We start from the raw sequence: 22,655 nt of genomic DNA, 5'->3' as shown, positions 1-22,655 counted from the left end.
CTATGCAAGGCACATTCACATGCGCGGCGTGGCCAAATCCGCTACAGTGGCAGATCGATCACCTGCCCTCTGGAGCCCCGCATGCTGAAAATTCTTGGAAAAGCCGCCTCGATCAACGTCCGCAAAGTCCTGTGGACGTGCGAAGAACTCGACCTGTCCTACGAACGCGAAGACTGGGGCAGCGGCTTTCGCAGCACGGACGACCCGGCCTTCCTGGCCCTGAACCCGAACGCCATGGTGCCCGTGCTGGTCGATGGCGACCTGGTGCTGTGGGAATCGAACACGATCTGCCGCTACCTGTGCGCCCAGGCAGGCCGCGACGACTTGCTGCCAAGCACGCCACGTGCCCGCGCGGAAGTGGAAAAATGGATGGATTGGCAGATGGGCGACCTGAACAACAGCTGGCGCTACGCCTTCATGTCGCTGGTGCGCCACAGCCCGGCCCACCAGGATGCGGCGCAGCTGGCGGCGGGTATTGCCGGATGGAACAAGATGATGGGCATCCTCGAGCAGCAGTTGCAGCGCACGGGCGCTTATGTGTGCGGCGAAACGTTCACCCTGGCCGATATCGTGCTGGGTCTGTCCGTCAAGCGCTGGCTGATGGCGCCCATGGAACGCCCGGAATATCCGGCCATCGCCGCCTATCACGCGCGCCTGGAAGGTAAAACCGCCGTGTTCGCCGGTTAGTCCAGTTCGATGGCCTCGACCGTGCCGCCGATGACGTAGCAGTCGCCATCGCGGCGCACCTCGTCCAGGGTCGCCGGGTCGTCGTGCGCATACGTGCCGTCGACATCGACGCACCAGACGTCGCCGAAACGCAGCAGCTTCACGCCGCAGCAGATACGGTTGATGAAGTTGCCCGGCGTCCTGAGCAGCACTTCCCGCACGGCGCCCACCGTGATGGCGACCTGGCGCCACACGTTGCCATCCAATGCATGATTTCTCGCGTACAAGACGATGCGCACGGCCTGCACGCCGTGCGGCCCGTACATTTGCTCGAATGACACGAGCGCGCCATCGTCAAAGCGGTGATATTGCTCAAAAATGCGCTGCGTTGTTTCCATTTCTTTTACTCCTGTGCAAAAAAACCGGCCCGCGAGGGCCGGCTTTTAGTTGCAGCAACGATTTAATTCGTGCACTGCTTCGCCACGCCCTCGGCCGGCGCGGGCGGCTCAATCAGCGGCATCAGGCTTGGCGCCAGCGACACCAGCAGTTGCACGGGCAAGGCGCTGGTGAAATCATAGTTTTTCGATTCCGGCCCGCGCACATACGCCGTCATGCTGCCGTAGAAGCGCTCGCCGATATTGAAGACGAACGTGGCCGAACGGTTCACATAGCGCGATTCGATCAGGCGGCCGCCGGCGCCATACACGTCGAAACGCTGGTCGCCCGTACCCGTCTTGCCGCCCATCGGGATCGGCACGCCGTCGGCGCCGACAAACGCCGTCTTCGCCCGTTTCGCCGTACCGTCCGACACCACTTCGCGGATGGCCTTGGCGACAGCCTTGGCCACGTCCGGCGACAACACTTGCTCCGCCTCCACCTTCGTGCCACGCTTGACCATGGTGTCATACGGCGTATTGGCGGCGAAATGCATGGAATCGATGCGCACGCTCGGCTTGCGCACGCCATCGTTGATGATGATACCCATCAATTCGGCCAGCGCGGCGGGACGGTCAGCCGACGCGCCCAAGGTGGTCGCATACGACGGCACGAGCGAATCGAAGGGATAACCCATCTTCTTCCACTGGCGGTGGATTTCCAGGAAGCCTTCGACTTCCAGCAAGTTGGCGATGCGGCGGTCCTGCGCGTGCTTGCGGTGCGTATTGAACAGCCACTTATACACTTCCTGGCGTTCCTTTTCGCTGGCCGCCACCATCTGCGTCAGGGTGGAACCTTCGTGCTGGCGCAGATACGCCACCATCCACAGTTCCAGCGGATGCACATTGGCGAGATAACCGCGATCGGCCAGCGACCAGTTTTCCATCGCGTACTGCTGATACATCTTGGCGACGCGCTCGGGCGGCACTTCGTTTTGCGACGGCAAGTTGGCGTTGAGGAAATCGCCGAATTCCGCCACCGTGCCCTTGGGATTGATGGTGCGGAAGATATTCGCCAGGCGCACGGGCGTCGGGCGGATGCTGGCCAATAAAATCTTTTCCTGCTCGTCGACGCTCTTGCCGCGGTACTTCTGATAGAAGCGGTGCAGGAATTCGCGCCCTTCCTTGTCGGCAAAACGGCTCAGGTACTGCGCCCGGCGCGGATCGTCCGCATCCGCCAGCAGGGAAGCCGAGGAATCGGGGCGCGAAAACATGTAGTAGCGGGCCACGTCGCGCATCAGGCGCACGAACACCAGATTGGTCGACTGGCGCAGCGCCTGCTGCACCGTCATGATGCGGCTGTCGTCGAGCTTGGAGAAGTTGCCGAAATGGTGCAAGCCGCCGCCCGTGAAGAAGCCTTCGCCCGGGTTGCCCGAGTATTTGCGTTCCATGGCAGCCGCCAGCATGGCCGGCAGATTCCTCGCTTCGCCCAGAGGCAAAGGTTTCAAGTAGGCAATCGCCCACTGCGACAGCATATCCTTGGGATCGACGGCGATCTTGTTCAGCTCGGCGGCGCCCATGCCGCTGTAGCGCTGGTGCAGCTGGTCGATGATGTCCAGGTAGGTCACCAGGGTGCGCAGCTTGGCCGTGGAACCGAGGTCCAGCTTGGCGCCTTCGTTGATGTCGAGCGGCTGATCAAAGTTATCCGTTTGCACGCGCAACAGGTTGGCCTGGTCGCCCTTTTGCAGCAAGGTAAAGCTGTAGACCACGTTGGCGGGGTCGCCATTGCCCAGCATGCCCTTGCCCGTCAGGCCGGCCGCTTTCGCCACTTCCGGGTCGCGCAGCTCGCGCAAGACCTTGGTGACGGCGTTTTGCGCCTGTGCGTCGAGCGTGCTGACCACTTTCAGGTCCAGGCGGTCGAGGTTGTACAAGCGCGGATCGCCGAGCATGGCGGCCAGGTGGTTGCGCACGGCATTCGACGCCTTGCGCGTGACGAACGAGGTCGACGCTTCCGATTGCACGCCCGACGCCGTCGACGGACGCAGCTTCTCGGCGATGGCCGTATCGCGCAGCTGCGGCGAAATCACGCCCGCCTGCGCCAGCAAACGCAGATGGCTGTTGGTCAATTCTTCCAGGTCGGCGCCGCCGGCCACCAGATAATGGGAAGGACGGCGCTGCGCGATCAGCAGGCTCAGCGCCTGCTTGTAGGCCAGTGCGCTGCCCGGCTGGTCCATTTTTCCGCTAAGCAAGGTTTTCACTTCGGCAAACGGACGGCCATACCAGACCCACATGCCGTCGCCGATGCCGTTGACTTCGCCAAAGCCGCTCTTTGCCGACAGCGGCACGGTATTGAGGTAATTGACGACGATCTTGCGCCGCGCTTCCATGGTGTTTTCGCCATCCTGGTACGAGCGCAGGCTGGCCGAAATCATCTGCAGCAGCTTGTCCTGCATGGAACTGGTGCGTCCGTCTTCCGAATGCCGGTATTTTTCGATCTGCGTGGCCAGCGTGCTGCCGCCACCGCCCCGGTGGCCGCCGAACAGGTTGAGCGCCTTGTCGAGGATCGCCTTGCTCAGACGGTCCCATTCCACGGCGGGATTGCGCTTGGGCGTGCCCGGGTCGAGCAATTCGCGGTTTTCGATGAACAGCAGGCTTTGCACGAGCGCGGGAGGCGCTTCGGCAAAGCCGTCGAACATGCGCTCGGGATAGCTGGCCGCGAACAGCGGCGCAGCGCGGCAATCGAGGATGGTCAGCCCGGCGCGGTTTTTCTCGTGATACGTGGAAAAGATGCCACGGTCGACCAGTTGCACCATTTTCGGCGACATGCGCGCCTGCGCCGTGACGGCATAGTCGCGCGCATTGAGCTTGGAAATGAAGTCAGGCAGGCTGGCATAGCCGAGCCGCTCGTCGTACGGGCCGTGCTGCGGATAGCGGATGGCCGCCGCCGGCGCGGGGCCAGGCTCGACCTTGAACGCCAGCTGGCGGTCCAGGCGCGTGAAAAACTCGGCCTGCAAGGCCGAGGTGCGCACTTCGCGCATGACGAACCACGCCACGCCGGCGATCAGCGCCAGCACGATGATGGCAAAGATCGGCCAGATGCGCGAACGACGCTTCTTCGGCGGGCTCGTCGGCGGCGGCGCCTCGGGAGCTGGATCGGAGGGGGGCCGCTCTTGCGCGGCCAGGTTGACGCCTGTGTCTTTCATGGGGTGCTGGGGTAAGGTTGGGTTTGGACGGTGCGGCAAAGGCGGCAGCGATGCCGCTCCGCGCAGGATAAGACGAGGGCCAGCCAGGGCCGGTCACAACAAAACTTGCTTAACATGATGTCCATACCGGTGAATCAAAAAAACACGCTACTGCACAGGCAGGCGACCGCGCGTTCGACACGCAAGGGCCCTGTTCACCATTCCACCACATCGGCATGAAAACGACTGACGAGCGCGCACAAAAATCTTGCTTCATTGAAGATTTTCGCAAAAAAACAACGTCTTGGAACGTACGCTTGCGTACTAAGAGCCTATCCCAGTAGATGAATACATCCCCCTGCTGGCGCCCCTCAGAAGCGGGGACTGCGTTGATCGTCGTTGCGTGGCTCGCCACGCGTCCTCCTCACGCCTTGTCCGCGCTCCTGATGCGCTGCCAGCAGAAGACGCTCCCTACTGGGATAGGCTCTAAGATGCACGGCGGGCTGGACGCCAGCGAAAAAGCCGCCGGCGCCGGGCTGGCTGCATCTCAGATGGTGGTGTATTCCGCATGCAGCGCGTCGAGCGCGGCGCGCATCTCGGCAAAGGCGGCGGCCGCTTGCGCGGGCTCGCCCTTGACGCCCAGTTCGATATGCCGGCGCGTCTGCGCATCGCCCACGCTGGGCAGGCTGAATACCTTGATCAGCGGAAACTCCGCTTCCAGGCGCACCATCAGCGGCGTGAGCAGCGATTCGGCCGTTTCATACACGAGCAAGGCATGTTCCGCGTGCGGCACCTGGTTGAACAGGTGCGCATAATGCGTGTCGAGCACCCATTCGATCATGGGCCAGGACATGACGGGAAAGCCGGGCACGAAATAATGCTCGCGCACGGCAAAGCCGGCAATCTTGTTGTACGGATTCGGAATCAGCTCGGCACCTTGGACGAATTCCGCCATTTTCAGGCGGTGCAGGTTTTCCGGCGAGTTCAAATCGGCCGGCACGCCCGCCTCCTCGCCCATTTCCATGATCCGTTGCTGGATATTGAGCTTGCCCTGCGGATGCAGCACCAGCGGCAAGCCCAGCGCATCTGCCGCCGCCTGGCGCGTATGGTCGTCCGGCGTGGCGCCGATGCCGCCAAAGCTGAAGACGATGTCGCCGCTGGCAAAACTGCGCTTGAGCAAGGCGACCAGGCGGGCAGGCTCGTCGCCCACGTATTCCGCCCAGCTCAGCTGCAATCCCCGCGCCTTGAGCATTTGCACCACTTTCGGGAAATGCTGGTCCGTGCGCTTGCCCGACAGGATTTCGTCGCCGATGATGATCAATCCGATAGCCATGAAGCTTCCTCGTAGAATTCGATGAAAATACTCAAGCGTCCGCCGGCGCCACGTCCGTCATGCCGCGCTGGCCGCGCAGGCGCGCCAGGGCTTCCAGGCAGTAATACTGGAACCACAACCCCGTAAAGATAAAGATCAGGACATACAGCCAGATGGCGAACGCCGCCAGGAAGGGGAAGAACACCACCGCCATCACGCCGCCCATCCACAGCAGGCCCGGCACGGCGCCGGCCGCGCCGGACACCATGCCGATGGCCAGCAAGGGCCAGCGCTGCGTGCGCATGATGGCGTGGCGCTCTTCCACGCTGGCGTAGTCGGCCATGGCGTCATACGCCATCACGCGGTAGGTCAGCCAGCCCCACAGCACGGCCTGCCCCGCCAATGCGGCCGGCGGGAAAGCGTACAGGGGCAGCATGAGCACCCAGACGACGATGAACAGCAGGAACGTGGCCAGCGAAGTGCCGACGCTGCCGAGCAGGCTGCCGCCATGTTTCTTTTCCAGCTGCGGAAAGTGCCGCCCGCCGATGTGGCGGCCGATGGCCGGCATGGCGAACAGGCCCATGAAGATCAGCGCCGTCAGGATCATCAGCGGCAGCAGCATGAACATGGCGATCAGCGGCACGATCACGGCTTTCAGCATCCCCAGGCCGAAGGTGGCCAGCACCTGGCCGCTGGTGCGGAAGAAGTCATACTGCGTAAACAGCGCATGCAGGCTGTCGATCAGCGGCTGCAGGCCCACATACAGCAGAGCGCCCCACAGGATCAGCGACAGGATGAACGGTGCGATGCTCAACAGCAATATCCTGCCGTGCAATTGCGACAGGAAAGCACGGCCATACGAATTCAACACATTGCGCATCAACGGCGTCCTTTTCGTTTAATTCTTGCAAATTCCACCATGCGACGCAGGCCCAGCCATTGCTGCTGCCAGAAGCCGCGGCCATAGTTGCGCCCCGGCCGGCCGACACCGTTGCTGTCGATGCGGGCCAGCTGGTCGCGCACGCCCGTGCGCGCATAACCGGCCGAGAAATTCGCGGTGCCCAGCAGCATATCCCAAATCGGCAAGACCACGCCGAAGTTGCAACCGCCCATGCTGCCCTTGCCTTTCGACTCGTGCCCCACGCCGATCGCGTGGTGGGTGCGGTGGAAACGGGGCGAGATCAAGAGGCGCTCGCCGATGCGGCCGAAGTGTATCCTCACATTCGCATGCTGCAAGCTTTGCAGGATGCGCGAAATCGACACCAGCAGCACATATTGCCCAGGCGGCACGCCGATGCCGAGCGCCACCAGCGCCATCACCACGTCGCGTAAAAAGTCATCGAGCAAGTGATTGCGGTCATCGCTCCACAAGTTCATGTTTTGCTGGCTGTGATGCAGGCTGTGCAAGCCCCACCACCAGCCGAAATGGTGCGAGGCCCGGTGATAGCAATAGTCGACGAAGTCCAGTATCACAAAATAAATGATAAAACTGACTAAGGGACTGATGCCGGGCAACAGCGACTCCAGGTTCAGGGGATGGATATTGTCGAAACGCAAGGCGCCCGCCAAGGCATCCATCAGCGGATCGAGCGTGAAGAAGACCAGCACGGAAAACAGGCCGATGCGGTGCAGCACCGTATAGAGAAAATCGTTCCAGCGGGCGCGCGGGTCCGTGATCTTTTGCGCGGGAATCAGGGCTTCGAGCGGGCGCAGCACGAGAAACAGCAGCACCAGCTCGCACAGGCCGATCAGCAGCCACTCCGTGCCCTCGAACGCTTCTTCCGTGAATTCGCCAAAGCCCAGGTGATACACGAGGGGATTGACGATGGTCTGGAACAGCCAGCCTTGCGCCGCGCCAAAGGCGTCGACCACGGCGTCGATCACCGGGGTGACGAAGCTGACGATGTCGGCGGCGATCATGGCTGCCCTTTCTTCTGCGCGTAGGCAGGATGCGCGCGCAGGGTGGCAAAACAGAAACCTTTGTCTTGCAGGCCGGAAATCAAGGCATCGAGGTTGGCCGGGGCCCACGCCTCCTTGCGCGACCAGATGCCCATGTGCGCAATGAAAATGTCGCCGCTGCGCAGGTTCGCCAGGGCTTTCTTCAGCAGCATGGCGTTCGGATACTTGTCGCTGGGCAGCTCATCGCCGGAATACCCGGCCGGCGCCCAGCCCGCATGCTGGTAGCCGCAAGCGCTGCCGGCCGCCAGGGTGCGCGGCGACGTGTAGCCGCCCGGCGCACGCCAGAACGGGTCGAGCTTATGTCCGGTCAGTTCCTGGAAGCGCGTGTCGACGCGGCGCAGTTCCTCGCAGAACTGCTGATCGGTGAAGGAGGCCAGCTTGCCGCCATCCTTGCCGAACTGGGGCTTGACCTGGATCAAGCCGTTGGCCAGATCCTTCTTCCAATACACGTGGTCAAACGTATGCGTGCCGAACGCATGGCCTTCGGCCACGCGGGCTTTCCAGTAGGGCGCCCACGACGGGTCGAGCGAATAGTCGCCGCGCGTCGTCTTTTCATTGGCCAGGAAAAAGGTGGCCTTCACATGGCGCTTGTTCAGCACATCGGCGATCAGTTGCGCCTGCGACTGGCTGCCCGTGTCGAACGTCATGTAGATGGTGCCCTTACAGGCGGCCGGGGCTGACGAGGCGGCTGGGGCAATAGGTACGGTGGCAGGTGCGGCAGCGGCGGCGCCATGCGCGGGCGACAGCATGGCGCTGGCGCACAGCAGCGTGGCGGGCACACGGCCCGCGGAAATCAAGCATTGCATCATCACACCCGTCATCACATGCGCGGCGAGTGCGTGGCGAAATACACGCCATGGGGCGAGCGGCCCACGGGGATCGTCTTGATCACCTTGCGCGTGGTCAAATCGATCACGGCCACTTTCTTGATCCAGCGCAACGTTACCCACATGGTCTTGCCGTCCGGCGTGATTTCCATGCAGTCCGGGCCGCCCGGCACATTGATGGTGCCCACGTTTTCCAGGGTTTGCTGGTCGATGATGTTGATGGTGTTCGAGACGCGGTTCGAGACGAACGTCATGCGGTTATCGCCGAGCGCGCGGAAATTATGCGTGCCGGCGCCCGCCTTGATGCGCTTGACGGTCTTTTGCGTGCGCCAGTCAATCACTTCCACGTAATCGCTGCCCATGATGCCGACCAGCAAATGTTTACCGTCGGGTGTCATCGTGATGCCGGCCGGCGCCGGGCCGACGGGCATGGTCCACTTCACCGTCTGCGTGGCCAGGTCGATGGCGCTGACCTGGTTACTGCCCTGCTGCGTGATAAAAGCCATGGTGCTGTCGGCCGTGAAGGCCATGTGGCTGGGCAGCTTCGGCAGCGGGATGCGCTTGGCCAGAGTCAGGTTCTTGCCGTCGTAGCGGTACAGGTCGATGCGGTCCAGGCGCAGCGAGTTCGAGATGAACCACTTCTGGTCCGGCGAAAAGCCGATCTGGTAGGGGTCGAGGATATTGCTGATGCGGCGCTGGATCTGGCCCGACACGGGGTCGAGGAAGATCAGCTCGTTGCCGACGGAACTGGCGACGATCAGCGACTTGCCATCCGGCGTCTCCATCAGATGGTGCGGTTCCTTGCCGACGGCAAAGGTGGACAAGGGAGCATAGGTTTTCTGGTCCAGCAGTTGCACCGTAGCATCACGGGAATTGAGCACCACCACCACTTCGGCTTGCGCCGTCGATATTGCGGAAACCAGGCACAGCGAGGAAAAAACAAGGCGGCGTAGACTGCGGAACATGGAAGAAATCACTGTTAAATACAAAACATGCATTTTACGTGGAACACCGTATTTATTGTGTGAAATCCCCCCTTAAATGCAAGCACTAGCCACACATCGCCGTAACTTCCCCATTTTCCCGGCAAAGGGCCTGGAATGGCGCTTTGCAACTCATTGCTCTACAATCTGAAGCTTTCATCGCCTACACAAGGATAATCATGACCACCACCACTACCGCTTCCGGCCTGCAATACATCGATACCGTCGTTGGCGAAGGCGCTGAAGCGCAAGCCGGCAACAATGTTGTCGTGCATTACACGGGCTGGCTGCAAAACGACGACGGCAGCGCCGGCTCGAAATTTGACTCGAGCAAGGATCGCAACGATCCATTCGAATTCCCGCTGGGCGCCGGCCGCGTCATCCAGGGCTGGGACGAAGGCGTGCAAGGCATGAAAGTGGGCGGCAAGCGCCAGCTGATCATCCCGGCAGCACTGGGCTATGGCGCACGCGGCGCCGGCGGCGTGATTCCACCGAACGCCACCCTGATTTTCGACGTCGAACTGCTGGGCGTATAAGCACCGACTCCACAGCGCTGAAGCGACTGTACCGACGCCGCCCCTGTTCACGCAGCGGCGGCGTTTTTGTTTTGAGTGTGTCCTCTAATGCACGGCGCGCTTTTTTCACTATGATGTCAGGCACTGCAGCACGCACGGTGGCCACTCCGCCGCGCCTGCCGCACTTTTCCAGCGATTCCATCAGCACACAGGAGCCATCATGAGTTTACAAGAACAATTCGACCAAGCGCAGCTCGATTCCAAGACCCTGTCCGAGCGTCCGGACAATATGACCTTGTTGAAAATCTACGCCTTGTTCAAGCAAGCATCGAGCGGGGACGCCACGGGCGAGCGCCCTGGCATGACCGACTTCGTTAACCGCGCCAAGTTCGACGCCTGGGCGGCCCTGGCCGGCACCTCGAAGGAAGAGGCGCAGCAGCAGTACATCGACCTGATCGAAGATTTAAAGGACTGATGTATCCCTGCCCCGGCGCCTGCCGGGGCAGTATAATTTCTGCATGACCCCATCCCCGCTTTCCCCAGTTTCCCTGGCGCACGCCGCCGACCTGCCCCGTTTGTTCGATGTCTGGCACCTGTCCGTCCGCGCCACCCACGATTTTCTCGCCGACAGCGATATCTCCTTCCTGATGCCCTTCGTGCGCGACGAGCTGGCCAGGGTGACGGCGGAACGCCTGCTGCACGTGCTGCGCGCGGATGACGGCGCCGCCTATGCTTTCCTGTGCGTCGAGCACGCCAAGATCGAGATGCTGTTCGTGCATCCCGATCAACGCGGCAGCGGCGCCGGCTGCACCTTGGTCCAGCACGCCATCACGGCCTTGGGCGCCACGACCGTCGACGTCAACGAGCACAACACGCAAGCGCACGGCTTTTACCGCCACCTGGGTTTTATCGGGGAAAGCCGCTCGGAATGCGACCCCTTTGGCAAGCCTTTCCCCATTTTGCACCTGAAACTGGCCGAAAACGGCTGAAAACTCACAAAAAACCACCAAAACGGGCCGTTAACGCAAAAGTGGCTACCAAATAGGTAGCCACTTTTTTTACGCCTGTATCAGCCGTAATTTACTTTTTTGCCGCCGCCAGCGCTTGCGCGATCCAGCCGTCAAACTTTTGCTGGTGGTACTTGATCCAGCCGGCCGTATGGCGCGCGATATCGGCTTGCGTGTTTTCGCCGCGGCGCATGCGCTCGTTCTGCGCATTGATGTCGGCCACCGGCAATTGCATCACCTCGAACAGCTTGGCCGCGGCCGGATTTTTCTCCGCCCAGGCTTTGTTCGATACGATGCGCGCCGTGTTGACGGCAAAACCGTAGTCGCTGCCATCGTCGAGGCGAGTATTCACCTTGTCGGGATTGGCCGAGAACGGCACTTTCAGCCAGACCACGTCCTTGCCCGGCACCAGCACGCCACTGACCCAGTATGGCGTCCACGTGTAGTACAGGATGGATTCGCCACGCTTGTAGCGGCCCAGGGTGTCGGCGATCAGGGCCGCATAGCTGCCCTGCACGTGCGTCACCGTGTCGCGCAATTTATAGGCATCCATGTGGTTCTCGATCAGCGCTTCGCAGCCCCAGCCGGGGTTGCAGCCCGTCAAGTCGGCCTTGCCGTCGCCATCATGGTCGAACAGCTTGGCCAGGGTGGGGTCGCGCAACTGGTCGATATTCGTGATGTTGTACTTCTCCGCCGTCGCCTTATCGATCAGATAACCCTGTGCGGCAGGACCCGCATACTGGCCCGTGCGCGACAGCTTGGCGTCGCCGCCCGCATTGTTATAGAAATCCTTGTGCATCGGGTCCCAGTGCACGGCCATGAAGGTGGCGTCGCCGTTGGCGATGGCGATATGCGCGGTCGGATATTCCACTTCCTTGATCGGCTGCACTTCGTAGCCGAGCTTTTCCAGGGCCTTGTCGACCAGCATGGTCTGGAAGGTTTCTTCCGCGATCGAGCTTTGCAGCGGCTGCACCTTGACGCCCTTGCCGGGCAGCGCATCGGCGGCCACGGCCGGCGTCTGCGCCATGGCCAGGCTGGTGGTCAGGGCCATGGCGGCGATCGCCAGGGCGGAAAACAGCTGGAACTTGCGTTGCGATTTTTGCGTCACTTTAAAATTGTCAATTTGATGCATGTGTATCCTTTATTGTGCGTTGGCCAGCGTAGCTTGCTGTTCAACATTATTCTTTTCCGTGTTGCCGCGCACCAGGCGCAGCACGAAACCGGCGGGACCCGTCTGGTACCAGTGGCGCACGCCGCGGCGTGGCTGGCCCATCGCTTGCGTCAAGCGGTCCAGGGTGATGGCCAGCAGCACGATACCCAGGCCGCCAACCGTTGCCAGCCCCATGTCCAGGCGGCCGATGCCGCGCAATACCATCTGGCCCAGGCCACCGACGGCGATCATCGAGGCGATCACGACCATCGACAGCGACAGCATCAGCGACTGGTTGATACCGGCCATGATGGACGGCATGGCCAGCGGGAACTGCACGCGGGTCAGCAACTGCCACGGCGAAGCGCCATAGGCGCGGGCCGCTTCGATCAGGTCCGGACGCACCTGGCGGATGCCGAGGTTGGTCAAACGCACCAGCGGCGGCAGGGCAAAGATGATCGTCACGATCACGCCTGGCGCATTACCGATACCGAACAGCATCACCACCGGCACCAGGTAGACGAAGGCGGGCGTCGTCTGCATGGCGTCCAGCAAGGGGCGCAGGATATTCTGCGCGCGGTCGCTGCTGGCAAGGAAAATGCCGAGCGGCAAGCCGATAGCCAGACAGAACGCCAGGGAGGTGAGCACCAGCGACAGGGTCGTCATGGCTTCCGGCCAGATGCCCAGCATCGACACGAGCAGCAGCGCCAGCACGGTGCCGATGGCCAGAGTGCGGCTCGTGAATTGCCATGCCAGCAAGCCGATGATGGCGATCACCGTCAGCGACGGGGCCGCCAGCAGCACGCCTTCCACGCCGGACAGCACGCTGTCGATCGGCGCGCGCACGGCCTGGAAAAACGGGCGGAAATGCGCGACGACCCAGCCCAGGCCCTGGTTGATCCAGCTTTCCAGCGGCAGCGAGCCGTCGAAGATCTGCGTCAGGTGAAAGCCGGCCGCATGTTCCGGCTGCACGGCGGGCGCCGCGGCGTCCAGCCACGCGGTGCTGGCGTCGGTGGGAGGCGTCAGCGCCCAAGGATTGATCTGGGCGGCCTGTTCAACAACAGGTTCTACTGTGGAAACGGTGCTTGGGTTCATGCTTGTCCTTTCTGTTGTTGTTCGGCTATGGCTGGCGTGTCGCGGTCGAGGAACTTCAGCAAGGTCGTCTTGCTGATGGCGCCGCGGAAGCTGCCGTCATTGGCCACCACAGGGACGGCGTAAGGCAGCTGCGCCACCTGGCCGAACAGGCCGGCGACTGGCTCATCTGCATTGATGGTCTGCACGTCGGGCAGATAGGCATGCGCCAGGCCCAAGGGCCCCACATGGCCGTCGAGCGCATTGCGCAGCGAATCGGCCGACACGACGCCGAGGAACTTGCGCTGCGGATTGACGACGTAGGCAAACGCGCGATCCTGCTCTTCCAGCATCGACAGCGCGGCGCGCGAGCCGCGGCTCGGCGACTCGGACACGACGATCTGGCTCTTGCGGGCGATATCGCTGGCCTTGAAGACGGCCGCCGCATCGACGCCGCGCACGAAGTTGCGCACATAATCGTTGGCAGGCTTACGCAGGATTTCTTCCGGCGTGCCCACTTGCACCACGTGGCCGTCTTTCATGATGGCGACGCGGTCGCCGATGCGCATGGCTTCGTCGAGGTCATGCGAAATGAAGACGATGGTGCGGCGCTTGATTTGCTGCAAGCGCAGCAGTTCCGATTGCATTTCCGTGCGGATAATCGGATCGAGCGCGGAAAACGCTTCATCCATCAGCAAGATCGATGGATCGCACGCCAGCGCACGGGCCAGGCCCACGCGCTGCTGCATGCCGCCCGACAATTCGTCGGGATAGCTGGCGCCGTAGCCATCCAGGCCCACCTGCTCCAGCGCTTGCTGGGCCAGCGCATGGCGCTCGGCTTTCGGCATGCCGGCCAGTTCCATGCCGAAGGCGGTGTTGTCGAGCACGGTAATTTGCGGCAGCAGCGCGAACGACTGGAACACCATGCTGATGTCCTTGCGGCGCAGGGCGCGCAGCTGGGCGTCCGGCAAGGTATTGATGTCGTTGCCGTCGATCAGGATGCGGCCGGCGGTCGGTTCGATCAGGCGGTTCAGCATGCGCACCAGGGTCGACTTGCCCGAACCGGACAGGCCCATGATGACGAAGATCTCGCCCGCTTCGATGGTAAAGGTGGCGTCGAAGACGCCGATGGTGCAGTCGGTCTTGGCCAGAATGTCCTGCTTGCTGGCGCCCTGACGGACGAGTTCAAGTGCTTCTTCTGGCTTGTCGCCGAACACTTTGAACACATGGTCGATAATGATTTGTTTTGCCACGATGTGGTTCTCCCTCGATTTGACGAATGGAATGAAACCCAGCAAGCTGCCAGCTTGCGGCGGGAATCAGCAAACCCTGTTGCGTCGGCTACGCCACGGCGCAAAAAGCGCACGGGAGCGACAGGAAACAGGGGGTGGCACGCGTGTGACCAGCGGATGGCCAAGGCCGGTGCCGGGGTGCCGTGTGCGTGCTAAAAGAGGCTGTGGTTCAGGACTTTTAACAACGCTAGCGCCATGCAAATACATGGCACCAAATGTATTTGACCGAAAAAATCGACCAAGCTACTTTTTAACTGGATGCGGGTGTAAAACCCGAAGAATTATTCACCACTCAGCGAGCGGAGAGTACTGCGAAGCAGAAGGTGAAACGCGGTGTAGCTGTTGTAAATATGACTCAAGTATAACGCAAAAAGCCACTAAAGTCCAATAGCTTTCCAAATAGAAATGTGCTAGCAATGTTCGCCAGCGTACAGTGGGGGGTGAAAAAGGCGAAAAGCGACGTGTTTTCATCGTCTTTTCGCCCATCGCCGCGACACGCTCCCTAGCACCAAACAGGGCGCCAGACAAGTGGCTGAAACGCCATCAAGCCGACTCGGTAAACACCTTGCGCATTTTCTCGGCGATCTTGCCTTCAATCGTGGAGGCGAAGGCGCTGAGCATGAAGCCCAGCTTGATTTGCAGTTGCGCCTGTTCCTTTTCCAGGGTCAGCGAACCGTCGACGCCGCTGCGCTCGAAGCGCAGCACATCGCCATCCCAGGCGCACGCCAGGTCATACTCCTGGGCCAGCTTGTCGGCCACTTGCTGCGCCGCTGCGCGCGCCTTTGCTGCTGTCAGCTTATGTTGCTGAACTATATTTATATCCGCCATCAAACGATCCTTTTATTATAAAAACGGGGGCAATACGGCCAGCATCATACCAGCCGCCGTGCAGCGGGCACGGCCGCAGCCAGCGCCGGGCGGCCAAAAAAGCCCGTCCTTCCCGCGCATCGTTTGCGCGGAATCAAACCGGACGCGCCGAAGCGGGACGACTATTCCAGTTCCAGTTGCGCGTGTTTTGGAGAACTACCATGGACCAGAAAGTCATCGTGCCGGTCGAAGCCGTACTGACCAAATGCGTGTCCCTGCCCGTCGGCTATGTCCCCACCCCCTCGGCGCCATACCGCCAGCACCGCAAGAATGCGCAGCTGACCCTGCAGCCGGGCCCGCCCCGCCTGACGGAGGCAACGGTGCGCAAGCTGGCCGCCGTGCCCATCGGTTCACGCGTGCTGATCTGGAAACAAGATCCGTCCGTCAGCGACCTGGGCACCCGTAAAGCCTTTTTGCCCGGCCTGATCCTGCAAGGTCCGCGCGACGCGCGCATCACGTTTGGCGAACCGGGCATCGCGCAGGTCAGCCCAAATGCCTTCGGCGACTTCATCGTCTCGCCCAACACCGACCAGTTCGACGCCGTGCACACGTTTGCCATCGTGCGCATGACGCTCACCATGTACCAGCGCGCGCTGGCCAGCAACGACACGGCGCCGCCCCTGCCCTGGCAATGGAACAGCGCCAGCAATACGGCACCGCTGCGCGTGTTCCCGCATGGTTTGCCCAACGTCATGAATGCGTATTACAGCCGCAGCGACAAGGCGCTCAAGTTCGGCGACTTCATCCCCAGCGGCGCCACCGAGCGCGTCTACACCTGCCGCTCGCTCGACATCGTCTCGCATGAAACGGGGCACGCCGTGCTCGATGGCCTCAAGCCGAATTGGCTGCTCAGCAACAATCCGCCGCAAACGGGCGGCTTGCACGAATCGTTCGGCGACCTGACCGCCATCTTCCTGGCCCTGTCGCAGCTGGATCAGGTGGAAGCGGTGATCGCGCAAACGAAATCCGACCTGCACGACAAGACCTTTCTGGCCGACCTGGCGGAGCAGTTCGGCCTGGCCCTGGGCCGGCCGAACGGTTTGCGCAATGCCGACAATGACATCAAATTGTCGGAAGCGGGCACGGAAGTGCACGCCATCTCGCAAGTGTTTACGGGCGCCATCTACGACATCCTGGCCGACATCTTTGCCCACGAACGCCAGCCCCAGCTGGAAGATGACGCGGCCGTGCTGCACCGCTGCGGCGATTACCTGCGCAGCCTGGTCCTGCGCGCGCTGGTGGCATCGCCCGATCAGGCCGCCACCTATGCGGATGTAGCCGGCCACATGCTGACCATCGCCCAGGCCGATGGCAATGGCGCCTACCTGGACTTCATCCGCAACAGCTTTACCGTGCGCGAAGTGCTCAAGGCCAATACCATGACGGAGGAGGGGCAAATGACGTTCGCCCCCGATGTCGTCGACGAAGACGGCGCCGTGCAAGACCGGCGCGCCTGCTGCGGTACCATGAACCATGCGGAATACAGCGAATCGGACCAGTTGCTCGAAGCGGAGCGCGAAGCGCTGGCCGCCTGGTGCCGCAGTTACGGTCCCCGGTAAACAGTCACGTACCAGGCAGCGCACCGGCGCGCCCGCTTCAGGCCAGTCGCACCAGCGGCAGGCCATGACGGGCCTACACCACCCACAACAGCAAGGAGCAGCATGAAAATTTCAGCCCGCAGCAGCGGCGGCTTTGCCGGCCTGAGCGAACAGTATGAGATCGATACGCAAGCCCATCCGGCTGGCCCCAGGCTGGAAGCGGCATTGGCCAGCAGCGGCTTTTTCACGCATCCGCAGGCCAGGGACGAACACGTGGGCGCCGATATTCCCCGCTGGCAGATCACCGTCGATGCGCCCACCGCGCGTCGCACCATCACATTTGCCGAGGATGGCAGCGCTGAAAATGCACGATGGCAGCAATTGCTGACGCAAATACGCGCCAGCGCCTGATTGTTCCGGCATTTATTTGTGCCGATCTTGATTTGAGTAAAACAAAAACACCACACGGCAAGCCAGCACAGCCCCCGCCCTGCCCCCTGCCGCGTCGGGCGACTGTCGCGTTCTTGCCGCGTTCTTCATGGCAACGTCCCGGATAGTCGCTGAACTGCCCGCTCTGCGCGGCAATGGCACTGCCAAAAAATGAATTTGCTTATATGTATTGTATATAAGCGGGATTTGTGAGAAATAGCGAATTGCCTTAAAATACAATGCTTTGCTTTAGTATGCGCCGCCGAAGTTCCTGCAGGCGCTACAGCACCTCCCCCAAAAATTGATAGGACTGTTATGACCCACGTTGTCACCGAATCCTGCATCGCCTGTCGCTATACCGACTGCGTCGATGTCTGCCCGGTAGATTGTTTCCGGGAAGGCCCGAACTTCCTGGCAATCGATCCGGACGAATGTATTGACTGCGCCGTCTGCGTGGCAGAGTGCCCGGTGAACGCGATTTTCGCGGAAGAGGACGTGCCGGGCGACCAGCAAGCCTTCATCAAGATCAACGTCGATCTGGCCCGCAACTGGCCTTCGATCACCAAGACGAAGGCTGCCTTGCCGGAAGCGGAGCAATACAAGGACGTCAAGGACAAGCTCGACATGCTGGTGCGTTAAACGCCCGGCAGCTGCGGCGGCAAGTCCGGCGGGGATGGAGACTCTTCCCCGCAGGGGCGTAGCGGCAAAAAAACAGACAAAAAGCAGCGGAAACGCTGCTTTTTTTGCTTTTAAAGCATCGTTGCAGGTCTATCCACGTAACTGTGGCGCGCTGTCACAACTATGCGCAAACAGTGGACCTATGCGCGGTAAAGCACATTTTGTCCTCAACAAATATCGTAAAATTGGATTATGATATTTGAGCCGATATTGGCGCTTGGAATCAAACAAGGACTCTATATGCTTTACCAACTGCACGAACTGCAACGCTCTTTCCTCACTCCGGTGATGCAATGGGCAGACATGTCCTCCAAGTTATTTACCAACCCGGTTTCCCCTCTGGCCCACACCCCGTTTTCGCAACGCATCGCAGCCGGCTACGAGCTGATGTACCGCCTTGGCAAAGACTACGAAAAACCACAATTCGATATCAAATCCGTTCTCGTCCAGGGCGAGAGCGTCGACATCCGCGAACACGTTGTCGTGACAAAACCGTTTTGCCGCCTGATTCACTTCAAAAAAGAAGCCACTGGCTTGCAACAGCCCAAAGTTTTGCTGGTTGCCCCCCTGTCCGGTCACCACTCGACCCTGCTGCGCGATACCGTGCGCGGCTTGCTGGCCGAGCACGATGTCTACATCACCGACTGGACGGACGCGCGCATGGTACCGCTGACGGAAGGCCCGTTCCACCTCGATGACTACATTTATTATGTGCAGGAATTCATCCGCCTGCTGGCGCCTGACTTGCACGTCATTTCCGTCTGTCAACCGACCGTGCCCGTGCTGGCCGCCATCTCGCTGATGGCGACGGCAAAAGATCCGCACATGCCGAAAACCATGACGATGATGGGCGGCCCGATCGACCCGCGCCGCTCGCCCACGCAAGTGAACAACCTGGCGACGGAAAAGAAATTCTCATGGTTTGAAAACACTGTGATCTACGCGGTGCCGCCGAACTACCCTGGCTTTGGCCGCAAGGTGTATCCGGGCTTCCTGCAGCACGCCGGCTTCATCGCCATGAACCCGGGCCGCCACGCGCAAAGTCACCGCGAGTTCTACATGCACCTGGTGACGGGCGACGACGAACCGGCGGAAGGCCACCGCCAGTTCTACAACGAGTACAACGCCGTACTGGACATGCCGGCCGAGTACTACCTGGAAACCATTAAAACGGTTTTCCAGGAATTCAGCCTGCCGATGGGCACCTGGAAAGTGGGCGGCCAGCTGGTGCGTCCGCAAGACATCACGAACGTAGCGCTGTTTACCGTGGAAGGCGAGCTGGACGACATTTCCGGTGCCGGCCAGACGCAGGCGGCCCATGATCTGTGTTCGGGCATCCCTGCCGACATGCAGCAAGACTTCGTGGCGCCGAAATGCGGCCACTACGGTATCTTCTCGGGCCGCCGCTGGCGCGAGATCATTTGCCCGAAGATCGGCGAATTCATTCAGAAACACGGCTGATACACGGCATATCCATCGAAACGCCACGCCAGTTCATACTGGCGTGGCGTTTTCTTTTGTGCCCAGCTCATGCCCGTTCGATTTTCACCGTCGGGCGCGTATTGACAAAGATTTGCTCGACCCTTGGTTCGCCCGGTCCCGGCTTCTTCATCGCGTAGCCATTCACGGGCTGCGAACGGTTCACCCACAGCGCGTAATACAGGTGGTCGGCGCGTGGATCTTCCGTATTCGGGTGGATCAATATCGTCAGGCCCAGGCTGTTGAGCTGCAGCCACGGCACGATCACGGGCAGCAAGTCATTCGTAAAGCCAAAGTAAAACGACGGCGTCACGTGCGGGCCGCGCGGCTCCACATTCCAGTCGCCCAGCTCGATCCGGAAGCGCTCGGCCGCCCACTGGCGTATCAGCGCCGCCTTCCGGTAGCTGTCTTCGTCAAAATAGATGTGCGCGTGATAGCTCTCGATATCCGTGTAGGCGCGCGGCGCCGACGGCAAGGCTTCCTCGCCGGGCCGCACGCTGACGGGACGCGGCGTGGGCGCCGTATCCGTATGCTCGCCCCATGGGCTTTTACCGGGCGGCGGCTTGACTCGTTTTACTGCGCCATCCTGCGCCAGGGCCGTTCCCGCCAGGCCGGAAGCGGCCAGCGCCGCCACCAGGCCGCCGCCGCGCAACACCGTGCGGCGCTGCGGCGAGAGGAGATTGGCCCATTCCAGATCGATGGCGGCGTATTGATTGTGTTCAGACATAGGATTTCCTGTTCTTGATGAGAGGTAGAGGGATGGGGAAAATCAGAACGAGACGGTGGCGCGGGCGTAGTAATAGCCGCCCAGCACGCCTAATGGTCCCGTGTTGTCATACGCGCCCGCGTACTGCGCCAGACTGGCGGCGCTGCGCGCCTCGCGCGGCAGCTGGCCCGGCTTCTGGTCGAAGACATTGTTGGCGCCCACCGTCACGTTGATGCGCTTGCTGATGTCGTAGCCGACGCTGACATCCGTCACGAAGGCCGCTTTCAACTGGTAATCGCCGCCCGTGATGGCGTTCAGGCGCTTGAGCTTGCCGTAGCGCGTCTCGCGTACATTGAATGTCCAGCCGGCTTTTTCATATGCCAGGGTGACGATTTCCTTGTCGCGCGGGGCGCGGTACAGCAAGTCGTACTCGGCCGACTTGCTCAGGGTGCCGATGTTCGGCAAGCCTTGCAGCACGGCGGGCAGTGCCGCCTTGCCCACCAGGCTCGTATGGTTGAGATTCGCCGCCGCCGTCCAGCGCAGCTTGCCATCGGCCACGCGCAGCACATCTTCCGCCGTGAAATCGATGCCGCGCGTGCGCGTGTCGCCCACGTTGCCAAAATAATGGGCGACGAGACCATTGCCCACCGTCAGTCCCGCCGAGCGCAGCAGGTTTTCAATGACGCCCGCTTGCGCCGCCGTCAGCGGCCGGCCGCTGCCGTCGAGCGCCACGCCCGAGCTGCGGTCGATGCCGATGTTCGACGACACGCCCAGGCGGTCGCTGACCCTGATTTGATATGCGTCGACGGCCAGGCGCAGCGTCGGCGTGGGATTGAAGCTCAGCCCGGCAGACAGATTCGTCGATTTTTCCGGTTTCAACGCTTGCGCACCCAGGGCCCGCGCAGCGGCCGAATTCGGCTGCGCCAGGGTATACGGCACGCCCGCATGGTCGGAGGTGTTCGAATACGACTGCGTCACCAGGCTCGGTGCATGAAAACCGTTGCTGACAGTGCCGCGCACGGCCACGGTGGGCGTGACGTCATAACGGGCCGACAAGCGCCCCGTCGTCTTGCTGCCGAAATCGGAGTACTTTTCGGCACGCAAGGCTGTGTCGAGCAGCCATTGCGGCGTCAGTTTGGCGCCCAGGCCGATGTACGCCGCATAGCTGTGGCGCGCCGTGTCGGAAGCATCGACGGGCAGGTAACCGGCCAGCGCGGACGAGCCGCTGCCCTGCCAGGAAGCGGGTTCGCCTGGGTTGCGCTGCTGCGTTTCATGCGAGTACTCGAGACCGACGCTGAGGTCAGCCGGTTCGCTCAAGCCCAGCTGCACGGGACGGCGCGCGTCCGCATTCGTCGTCGAGCGGCTGTAGCGCTGATTGCCGATGTCAAAATCCGTCTTGCCGCCCGGATAAGTGAGCGAATAATTGGCCGTATGCTCCACGCCCACGTCGATATCGTCGCGGCCGTAGGTACTGCTGATATCCCAGCTCCAGTCGGCCGTTTCGCCCTTGATGCCCCCCGTCAAGGAAAAGTCGTTTTCGCTCGTCGTTTCATACGGCGTGAAGCCGTCGGGATACACGGCCAGCAAGCCTTTGTTGTTATTAAAAATGGTATTGGGCAGGCGGAAATTCTGCGCCGAGCGGGCATTGCGGTGCGCATACGTGCCGAAGCCGTACAGTTGCACCTCGTTCGACAGGTCATAGCCGAGGTTGGCGCTGAGCGAGGCGGTCGTGCTTTGCGGCACGCCCGTATTACGCCACGGATTGCTGTTGCGCTTTGCTTCGGCCGGATTCGGCGAGGTGCCGGCCGGCAAGCTGTTGTTCGTCCCCAATTTGACCAGCTGGCCATCGCTGTTGCGCACGGCCGGATACGACAGGTAGCCGAGATTCAATCCGAAATTGCGCACGGCGATGCCCTGGCGCTGGACTTCGGCGCCGAAGTGGGCAAAGCCGTGTTCGCCCAAGCGCGTGCCGCCATCGATACGCGCGGAACCGTTCGTGCCGTCGCCGTCGTAGGTGGAACCGAGCTGCGTGCTGAAGCTGCCCTTGTCGTCCGCTTTCAGGATGATGTTGATGACGCCGGCGATGGCGTCGGAACCGTAGATGGCCGAGGCGCCGTCGCGCAGGATTTCCACGCGGGCAATGGCGCCCGTGGGAATCAGGGCCAGGTCGGTGGCGACGGAACCGGGAAAGCCATCCTCATTGACGATGGCCGTCGTATGCCGGCGCTTGCCGTTGACCAGCACCAATGTATGCGACGGGTCGAGGTTGCGCAACTGCCCGGCGCGCACGATGCTGCCCAGGTCGGGCTGCACGCGGGCCGGCAAGTTGAATGAGGGCAAGGCCGTATCCAGCGCGTCGAGCAAGTTCAGTTTGCCCGTGGCCTGCAATTGCTGCGCGCTGATCACGTCAATCGGCGCGGCGCTGTTGGCCACCGTGCGGCCCGTGCCGCGCGCGCCCGTGACGATCACGGCGTCAAGCGGCGCTTGCGCATGGGCCACGCCAGGCGCTCCCAGCATGAGCACGGCCAACGAGACGGCATGCGCCAATTGCCGCACGCGGGGGACGGGCTCTTGCTTCTGAATCAATTCCGGCATACGAAAACATCCTTTCAAAGTCGTC

Annotated in this window: 21 protein-coding genes; 8 read left to right on the top strand and 13 right to left on the bottom strand. The window is 61.6% G+C overall.

Annotated elements, in window-relative coordinates; genetic code table 11:
* Positions 1 to 81: 81 nt before the first annotated feature.
* Positions 82 to 687, top strand: a complete 606-nt coding sequence (locus ACQ4W4_RS13525; RefSeq protein WP_436542438.1) for a glutathione S-transferase family protein — start codon at positions 82 to 84, stop codon at positions 685 to 687.
* Here ACQ4W4_RS13525 and ACQ4W4_RS13520 read toward each other — a convergent pair.
* From ACQ4W4_RS13520 to ACQ4W4_RS13490, 7 genes are all read right to left on the bottom strand, one after another.
* A complete protein-coding gene (locus ACQ4W4_RS13520) occupies positions 684 to 1,064 on the bottom strand; it encodes a hypothetical protein (RefSeq protein ID WP_436542437.1) in 381 nt (126 codons plus the stop codon). The two genes, ACQ4W4_RS13525 and ACQ4W4_RS13520, sit on opposite strands and share 4 nt — an antisense overlap.
* 62 nt (positions 1,065 to 1,126) lie before the next feature.
* Positions 1,127 to 4,243 carry a transglycosylase domain-containing protein gene (locus ACQ4W4_RS13515; protein WP_436542436.1) on the bottom strand — a complete coding sequence of 1,039 codons (3,117 nt, stop codon included), beginning with the start codon at positions 4,241 to 4,243 and terminating at the stop codon, positions 1,127 to 1,129.
* Positions 4,244 to 4,769: 526 nt separating this feature from the next.
* Positions 4,770 to 5,555 (bottom strand): competence/damage-inducible protein A, encoded by a 786-nt coding sequence (locus ACQ4W4_RS13510; protein ID WP_436542435.1) that lies wholly within the window; start codon positions 5,553 to 5,555, stop codon positions 4,770 to 4,772.
* 31 nt (positions 5,556 to 5,586) lie between these two features.
* The gene (locus ACQ4W4_RS13505; RefSeq protein WP_436542434.1) at positions 5,587 to 6,414 is read right to left on the bottom strand and encodes an EI24 domain-containing protein; all 828 of its coding nucleotides are present in this window, start codon (positions 6,412 to 6,414) and stop codon (positions 5,587 to 5,589) included.
* Positions 6,414 to 7,454, bottom strand: coding sequence for a sterol desaturase family protein (locus ACQ4W4_RS13500; protein WP_436542433.1), 1,041 nt, complete (start codon positions 7,452 to 7,454; stop codon positions 6,414 to 6,416). The genes ACQ4W4_RS13505 and ACQ4W4_RS13500 overlap by 1 nt, the downstream gene beginning before the upstream one ends.
* Positions 7,451 to 8,302, bottom strand: a complete 852-nt coding sequence (locus ACQ4W4_RS13495) for a polysaccharide deacetylase family protein (RefSeq protein ID WP_436542432.1) — start codon at positions 8,300 to 8,302, stop codon at positions 7,451 to 7,453. Before ACQ4W4_RS13495 ends, ACQ4W4_RS13500 begins: the two co-directional genes overlap by 4 nt.
* Positions 8,303 to 8,313: 11 nt before the next feature.
* Positions 8,314 to 9,285 (bottom strand): YVTN family beta-propeller repeat protein, encoded by a 972-nt coding sequence (locus ACQ4W4_RS13490; protein WP_034760259.1) that lies wholly within the window; start codon positions 9,283 to 9,285, stop codon positions 8,314 to 8,316.
* Positions 9,286 to 9,482: 197 nt separating this feature from the next.
* Here ACQ4W4_RS13490 and ACQ4W4_RS13485 point away from each other — a divergent pair, with 197 nt between their 5' ends.
* From ACQ4W4_RS13485 to ACQ4W4_RS13475, 3 genes are all read left to right on the top strand, one after another.
* Positions 9,483 to 9,839 (top strand): FKBP-type peptidyl-prolyl cis-trans isomerase, encoded by a 357-nt coding sequence (locus tag ACQ4W4_RS13485; RefSeq protein WP_034760263.1) that lies wholly within the window; start codon positions 9,483 to 9,485, stop codon positions 9,837 to 9,839.
* A gap of 199 nt (positions 9,840 to 10,038) precedes the next feature.
* Positions 10,039 to 10,293: an acyl-CoA-binding protein gene (locus ACQ4W4_RS13480; protein ID WP_071325159.1), complete on the top strand. Its 255-nt coding sequence runs from the start codon at positions 10,039 to 10,041 to the stop codon at positions 10,291 to 10,293.
* A 43-nt stretch (positions 10,294 to 10,336) separates the two neighbouring features.
* On the top strand, positions 10,337 to 10,807 hold the full coding sequence (locus tag ACQ4W4_RS13475; protein WP_436542431.1) for a GNAT family N-acetyltransferase: 471 nt from the start codon (positions 10,337 to 10,339) through the stop codon (positions 10,805 to 10,807).
* A gap of 91 nt (positions 10,808 to 10,898) precedes the next feature.
* Here ACQ4W4_RS13475 and proX read toward each other — a convergent pair whose 3' ends face one another.
* From proX to ACQ4W4_RS13455, 4 genes are all read right to left on the bottom strand, one after another.
* Positions 10,899 to 11,957 carry a glycine betaine/L-proline ABC transporter substrate-binding protein ProX gene (gene proX / locus ACQ4W4_RS13470; RefSeq protein WP_436542430.1) on the bottom strand — a complete coding sequence of 353 codons (1,059 nt, stop codon included), beginning with the start codon at positions 11,955 to 11,957 and terminating at the stop codon, positions 10,899 to 10,901.
* A 9-nt stretch (positions 11,958 to 11,966) separates the two neighbouring features.
* Positions 11,967 to 13,070, bottom strand: coding sequence for a glycine betaine/L-proline ABC transporter permease ProW (gene proW / locus ACQ4W4_RS13465; protein ID WP_070219269.1), 1,104 nt, complete (start codon positions 13,068 to 13,070; stop codon positions 11,967 to 11,969).
* Entirely contained in the window at positions 13,067 to 14,299 is a 1,233-nt protein-coding gene (gene proV, locus ACQ4W4_RS13460; protein ID WP_076569217.1) for a glycine betaine/L-proline ABC transporter ATP-binding protein ProV, read from the bottom strand. The genes proW and proV overlap by 4 nt, the downstream gene beginning before the upstream one ends.
* A gap of 582 nt (positions 14,300 to 14,881) precedes the next feature.
* Complete coding sequence (locus ACQ4W4_RS13455) at positions 14,882 to 15,166, bottom strand: polyhydroxyalkanoic acid system family protein (RefSeq protein WP_436542429.1); 285 nt, start codon at positions 15,164 to 15,166, stop codon at positions 14,882 to 14,884.
* Between the two features lie 200 nt (positions 15,167 to 15,366).
* Here ACQ4W4_RS13455 and ACQ4W4_RS13450 point away from each other — a divergent pair, with 200 nt between their 5' ends.
* The 4 genes from ACQ4W4_RS13450 to ACQ4W4_RS13435 all read left to right on the top strand — a co-directional run bounded on the left by ACQ4W4_RS13450 (position 15,367) and on the right by ACQ4W4_RS13435 (position 19,311).
* Positions 15,367 to 16,764, top strand: coding sequence for a gluzincin family metallopeptidase (locus tag ACQ4W4_RS13450; protein ID WP_436542428.1), 1,398 nt, complete (start codon positions 15,367 to 15,369; stop codon positions 16,762 to 16,764).
* A 102-nt stretch (positions 16,765 to 16,866) separates the two neighbouring features.
* The gene (locus tag ACQ4W4_RS13445; protein ID WP_436542427.1) at positions 16,867 to 17,154 is read left to right on the top strand and encodes a protealysin inhibitor emfourin; all 288 of its coding nucleotides are present in this window, start codon (positions 16,867 to 16,869) and stop codon (positions 17,152 to 17,154) included.
* A 333-nt stretch (positions 17,155 to 17,487) separates the two neighbouring features.
* Entirely contained in the window at positions 17,488 to 17,811 is a 324-nt protein-coding gene (fdxA, locus tag ACQ4W4_RS13440) for a ferredoxin FdxA (protein ID WP_010395176.1), read from the top strand.
* 279 nt (positions 17,812 to 18,090) lie between these two features.
* The gene (locus tag ACQ4W4_RS13435; RefSeq protein ID WP_070219273.1) at positions 18,091 to 19,311 is read left to right on the top strand and encodes a polyhydroxyalkanoate depolymerase; all 1,221 of its coding nucleotides are present in this window, start codon (positions 18,091 to 18,093) and stop codon (positions 19,309 to 19,311) included.
* A 67-nt stretch (positions 19,312 to 19,378) separates the two neighbouring features.
* On the opposite strand, the gene ACQ4W4_RS13430 is transcribed toward ACQ4W4_RS13435, so the two are convergent.
* Positions 19,379 to 20,056 (bottom strand): DOPA 4,5-dioxygenase family protein, encoded by a 678-nt coding sequence (locus tag ACQ4W4_RS13430; protein ID WP_436542426.1) that lies wholly within the window; start codon positions 20,054 to 20,056, stop codon positions 19,379 to 19,381.
* 42 nt (positions 20,057 to 20,098) lie between these two features.
* Positions 20,099 to 22,630 (bottom strand): TonB-dependent receptor plug domain-containing protein, encoded by a 2,532-nt coding sequence (locus tag ACQ4W4_RS13425; RefSeq protein WP_436542425.1) that lies wholly within the window; start codon positions 22,628 to 22,630, stop codon positions 20,099 to 20,101.
* Positions 22,631 to 22,655: the final 25 nt, after the last annotated feature.

The sequence above is a fragment of the Janthinobacterium glycogeni genome (assembly GCF_051380725.1).
In the GTDB taxonomy this organism is placed as follows: Bacteria; Pseudomonadota; Gammaproteobacteria; order Burkholderiales; family Burkholderiaceae_D; genus Janthinobacterium.
This window is presented reverse-complemented; position numbering and strand designations above follow the sequence as displayed.